This window comes from Terrisporobacter muris (genome assembly GCF_024621905.1).
Classification (GTDB): Bacteria; Bacillota; Clostridia; order Peptostreptococcales; family Peptostreptococcaceae; genus Terrisporobacter; species Terrisporobacter muris.
Map to the genome: position 1 here is coordinate 1 of NZ_JANKBY010000269.1, position 5191 is coordinate 5191.

The window sequence follows — 5191 nt, forward strand, 5'->3', positions numbered from 1 at the left end:
TCATCATAAATAAAAGTAATTATTTATAAAATTAAAAATACAATTATTTATTATTGTCTAAAGCCTTCGTATATATTTCTAGCTGTATATACAAAAACTATGACAAAGCTTATTCCTATAAAATAATTAAATCCTGTAAGTAAACTTATAATCAAAAGTGTAACTAATAAATTAATACCTTTCTTACCATTTTCATTTATAAGCTGATCAGCTGATATTTCTATATTATTTTTCACATTTTCAATAGCTTCTTTTACTTGTTTTTCGTAACTAACCTTATAAATTAAATAAGTTACTTCTACCAACAAAACTCCTACTCCAAGAAGGACCCTAACATGAAAAGACAAATAAAGTATGAAAAGAGCTAAAATTATCTTTAATCCTTTCAATAAATAACTATCTATTTTTAATGTAATATTTCTAAATTCTTTACATCCTTTTCTAAGTTCATAATCTTTATTTGGCATATTGCTCATTTTAGTTTTTACTACCTCTGAGTAAAATAATTTAATTATACTATTTATCATAACTTCACTTCCTCTTAATACATCTTTTATTTTTCATTGTTGGTAAAATTGAATTTTTTTATACTTAAAGGCTTTATTATTTGAAAATTTAAAAATATAATTATGTTTTCTTTGATCTAAGTAAACTTAAACTAAAATGATTTTTTACTCTAAATCTTTATATATTTTAATTTTCTGACAAAAGGTATGCAAATTTTAAATTTGGTAACAATAAAATATAAGAACTTATTTTAAAAATAGGAGTGGTTTCTTATGGAGATAAGAGAATTAGACTTAGAAACACGCAATAAAATTTATAGCCACACTAAAAGCATTTTGAGAAAGTACCAAAAGGGAATAGTTACTGGTAAATTAACCGCCGATAAGTTTGCAAAAAATATTTTATGCGATGATTATATTAATCATCTATTAAGCGAAGATTTATTAAATGAAGAAGATTTCAAGTCTTCTTACATAGAATATATAAATACTCTTATTGATATGCAAAATGAGAATTTATCAACTTGTCGTAAAAGAAAAAAAGAAAAGAAAAAAGTATTACCACCTAATATTTCTCAAAAACTTAAACTTAAAAATCTTTTACATAATGAAGGCTATGACTTAGTTATTCCCATACAATACCTTAACGGTAACGATATGGACAGTATAATTGAATATATTGAAACAGGAGATATAGAATTAGGAAATGAGCGAATTTACAATTACATACGAAAAACTAACCTTAGTTAAAAAAAAGCACTACTAAACAATAATTTAGTAGTGCTTTTTTAATTCTAAAGTTTCATTTATCCCATAGCCTTTTCTAATTTAGATAAATATTGTATAGGATAATATCTTAATAATTCTCTAAATTGTTCTACACTCAATCCTTCTGTAGTAGTATATATTCTTATTTTTCCATCTACATCCGAATCAATAAATTCTTGTTTAATTTTATCAAAATCTACTGTTGCCATAATAACACTCCTTATGTATTTAATATTTTACATCTAGAGTTATTTTAACCAAGACATTTATTTTTATTTATTTTTCTATGCAAATGGGAAAAATCCTAAGTGTTCAAATAGTATTTTTATACCCATTAATATTAAAATAGCACCTCCTGCAAATTCTGCTTTTGACTTGTATTTGATTCCAAATACATTACCTATTTTCACACCTATAGCTGATAAAACAAACGTAACTATTCCTATAAATGATACTGCAGGTATGATATCAACTTGTAGAAATGCAAATGTTACACCTACTGCAAGTGCATCTATACTAGTGGCAATAGCAAGCATAACCATGTTTTTGAATCCAAGTTGATCTACATCTTCTTCACCTACAGCTGCTTCAGCCAAATTTGAAATTTCACACTCATCATCTTTTTCCATAGATTCTCTTATCATGTTTATTCCTATAAATGATAATAAAATAAATGCTATCCAGTGGTCTATACTAGTTATATAGTCCTTAAATTGTACTCCTAAGATAAATCCAATAAGTGGCATACCTCCTTGGAATCCACCAAAATACAAACCAACCTTTCCACATTCTTTAAAACTTACCTTTCTAAGAGATAATCCCTTACAAATAGATACTGCAAAAGCATCCATAGAAAGTCCTACTGCTAATATGAATAACTCAATTAAGCCCATATTATTTCCTTCCTTTCACTTAATAAAAAATTTACTTCGCTCATATCGCCAACGAGATGCCTTTGCTACCGCTTCAGGCAACTCCGTTGCTCAAAATTTGCTTCTACTTTGATTTTATTCTTCCCAAAATATAAAAAAAGACCCACCTATAGCATAAGCTATAGATAAGTCTCATCATTCAAAACAAAGCCAGATAGTAAACCTATCAGTATGTTGACTTTATTACACTATAATCAGTGCCAACTACTCCCTTATCAAAGTATTTTTTATTATAGTATATTTCCTTTCATTAGTCAATATACCCTTTATTTCCCATTCTAAACATTTTTTTAATAAGTATATAATTTTTTTATTTTAGAAACATATTAGAAAATCATTTTACAGCTGTTTAATTTACATGACTATGTCAAACTAAGAAGAAAGAGGCAAGTACAAAGGATTTTAACCCTTTATACTTACCTCTAATTTTAACTATATATTATTATTTTATTTTTAGTTATTGTTGACCTTTACCAGCCATTTGTTGTTCTGCCATTTCAACTAGCTTTTTAGTCATATATCCACCTACATAACCATTTTCTCTAGCTGTAAGGTTACCTTTATCTACTTGTTGGTAGTTTGACATACCAAGTTCACTAGCTATTTCTAGTTTCATTTGATTTAATGCAGCTTTTGCTTCTGGTACAGCCTTTGTATTATTATTATTAGTTGCCATGTTATTACCTCTTTTCTTTTTTAATATTTGTTTCTAATACTATTATGTTACAATTGAGATTTAACATGTATGCAATTTTTGACAAATTTTTTAGCAATTGGTACCTGCTAAATAAGCTGTTGAATAAGCTATTTGTAGATTAAATCCTCCAGTATATGCATCCACATCTATAATCTCTCCTGCAAAGAAAAGATTACTTATAATCTTAGATTCCATAGTACTAGCATTAATCTCACTTACTTTAATTCCACCAGATGTAACTATAGCTTCTTCTATTGGTCTATATCTTCTTACAGTGAAGGTAATATTTTTTAACAAATGAACTAAGTTTAATCTTTGTTTCTTAGATATTTGATTTACTTTTAAATGTCTCGGTATTTCACTTAATTCAATTATTATTGGTATAAGTTTTTTTGGAAGTAAATCATCTAATGAGTTTTCAAAGTTTTTATTAGTATATTTTGTAAAATCTTTTATAATTCTTTTGTCTAATTTTTCTTCATCCAAAGCTGGTTTTAAATCAAGAACAATTTTATAATTTTCTTTACTAGTATCTTTCATTCTACAACTAGCAGATTTTATTATAGGTCCATCTAAACCATATTTAGTAAATTCTAATTCACCAAAATCATCATATACTTTTTTATTTTTACTATCAAAAACAGTAATAGCCACGTTTCTAAGAGCTAATTTTTCTAAGTCTTTTACAAAACTTTCTTGGACTTCTATTCCGATTAAAGAAGGTTTTGGGTTTATTATAGTATGACCTAGAGATGCAGCAAATTTATATCCATCCCCTGTAGATCCAGTAAGAGGATAGCTCATTCCGCCTGTAGCTAGTATCACACTATCACATTTTATTACTTCATTATTGTTATATATAACTTTCTCTATTTTATTATCTTTTGTTACAATTTTATTAACTTTAGCATTTAGTATAACTTTTACTTTTTTGTTTTTAACCTGTTTTTCTAAAGCTTTCACCACGTCTAATGCTTTATCACTTTCTGGAAATACTCTTTTCCCTCTTTCAGTTTTAGTTGCAAGTCCAAGTGAATTAAACATAGTTATTGCATCATAATTTGTAAATGTATAAAAAGCACTATATAAAAATTTACCATTTGTAGGTACATTTTCTATTAACTCTTCCACATCACAGTCATTTGTAATATTGCATCTTCCCTTTCCTGTGATTAATAGCTTTCTTCCTAATCTATGTTGTTTTTCTAGAAGTATAACCTCAGCCCCATTATCAGCTGCAGTTGATGCAGCCATCATTCCTGCTGGTCCTCCTCCTATAACTACTACCTTTTTCAAATAATCATCCTTTCCTTATAAATAGGGAAATTTATGCTAGTCTAAATAATTTAAATAATGCTGGTGCACCTGCCATGCCCCAGAATACTACAAATGTATATTTTAAATATTTGATAATATTAATTATCTCTTCTGTTTTACCAACTATCAAAGTATCTTCCATATAATTAAGCAATAAATAAACTGCTAATAATGATATTATCCCTACTATAAATCTAAGTATTTTCTTACCTAAGCCTTCATTTCTTGAAGGTGTCTTGGCAAATATATTTTTTCTTCTGCTTTCATTTTCTGTACTAAAGTTAATATAAGTATCTTCCACCATATAACCTAGTGCAAAACCTGTATAAAGACCAAACATTTTGTATAGATCTTCTCCCCCAATAAAGTATGTACAAATCCCAAATATTAATATTAATCCAACTAATATATAATAGTTTTTACTATCATCTATATAGTCAAACAGTTTTATAAATAATATACTAAGAGCTATACCAAATACCCATCCAACAATTACGTCCATTGGCCAATGAACACCTAAGTATAATCTAGATATTCCCGCTCCTAGAATCATCAATATTCCTACTATATATATCCATGCTTTTCTAAATAAATACATCATAGAAGTCCAAAAAGTTGTAGCAGTTTGCGTATGACCACTAGGGAAAGAGTATCCTGTAGCAGTTTCCACTCTTAAAGATTCTAAACCTTCTGTTCCTATTGGTCTTGGCATTTTTACAAAGTTTTTAACACCTGCATTTATATTTAAACTTCCACAAAGAGCAAATAAAGTTCTTTGTCCTGCTTTTTTATTTATACACCAATATAGTATTCCTGTTAGCACAGTTATTACTGGTACTTCTGTGCATATTGTAAAGAAAGTAAATATGCTTGTAAGCAATTCATTTCTTATACTTTGTAAATACATTAATATATCCAGTTGAAATCCCATAATTTACCACCTTTCAATAAATACTCCTACTTATCTATTT

The 5191-nt window shown here is 27.5% G+C and carries 7 protein-coding genes; 1 reads left to right on the forward strand and 6 read right to left on the reverse strand.

Annotation, left to right across the window (positions count from 1 at the left end; all coding sequences use genetic code 11):
- Window positions 1–50: 50 nt before the first annotated feature.
- Window positions 51–527, reverse strand: a complete 477-nt coding sequence (locus NSA58_RS15665; RefSeq protein WP_074429419.1) for a hypothetical protein — start codon at window positions 525–527, stop codon at window positions 51–53.
- Between the two features lie 252 nt (window positions 528–779).
- On the opposite strand from NSA58_RS15665, the gene NSA58_RS15670 reads away from it, so the two are divergent.
- On the forward strand, window positions 780–1256 hold the full coding sequence (locus NSA58_RS15670) for a hypothetical protein (RefSeq protein ID WP_039679016.1): 477 nt from the start codon (window positions 780–782) through the stop codon (window positions 1254–1256).
- A gap of 56 nt (window positions 1257–1312) precedes the next feature.
- Here the strand turns inward: NSA58_RS15670 and NSA58_RS15675 are convergent, their stop codons facing one another.
- From NSA58_RS15675 to NSA58_RS15695, 5 genes are all read right to left on the reverse strand, one after another.
- Window positions 1313–1483, reverse strand: a complete 171-nt coding sequence (locus NSA58_RS15675) for a hypothetical protein (protein ID WP_200886382.1) — start codon at window positions 1481–1483, stop codon at window positions 1313–1315.
- Between the two features lie 75 nt (window positions 1484–1558).
- Window positions 1559–2167 (reverse strand): manganese efflux pump MntP, encoded by a 609-nt coding sequence (locus NSA58_RS15680; protein ID WP_039679017.1) that lies wholly within the window; start codon window positions 2165–2167, stop codon window positions 1559–1561.
- A gap of 496 nt (window positions 2168–2663) precedes the next feature.
- Window positions 2664–2882 carry an alpha/beta-type small acid-soluble spore protein gene (locus NSA58_RS15685; RefSeq protein ID WP_039679018.1) on the reverse strand — a complete coding sequence of 73 codons (219 nt, stop codon included), beginning with the start codon at window positions 2880–2882 and terminating at the stop codon, window positions 2664–2666.
- A gap of 90 nt (window positions 2883–2972) precedes the next feature.
- A complete protein-coding gene (locus tag NSA58_RS15690) occupies window positions 2973–4199 on the reverse strand; it encodes a BaiN/RdsA family NAD(P)/FAD-dependent oxidoreductase (RefSeq protein WP_074429418.1) in 1227 nt (408 codons plus the stop codon).
- Window positions 4200–4230: 31 nt separating this feature from the next.
- Window positions 4231–5151, reverse strand: coding sequence for a phosphatase PAP2 family protein (locus tag NSA58_RS15695; protein WP_039679020.1), 921 nt, complete (start codon window positions 5149–5151; stop codon window positions 4231–4233).
- Window positions 5152–5191: the final 40 nt, after the last annotated feature.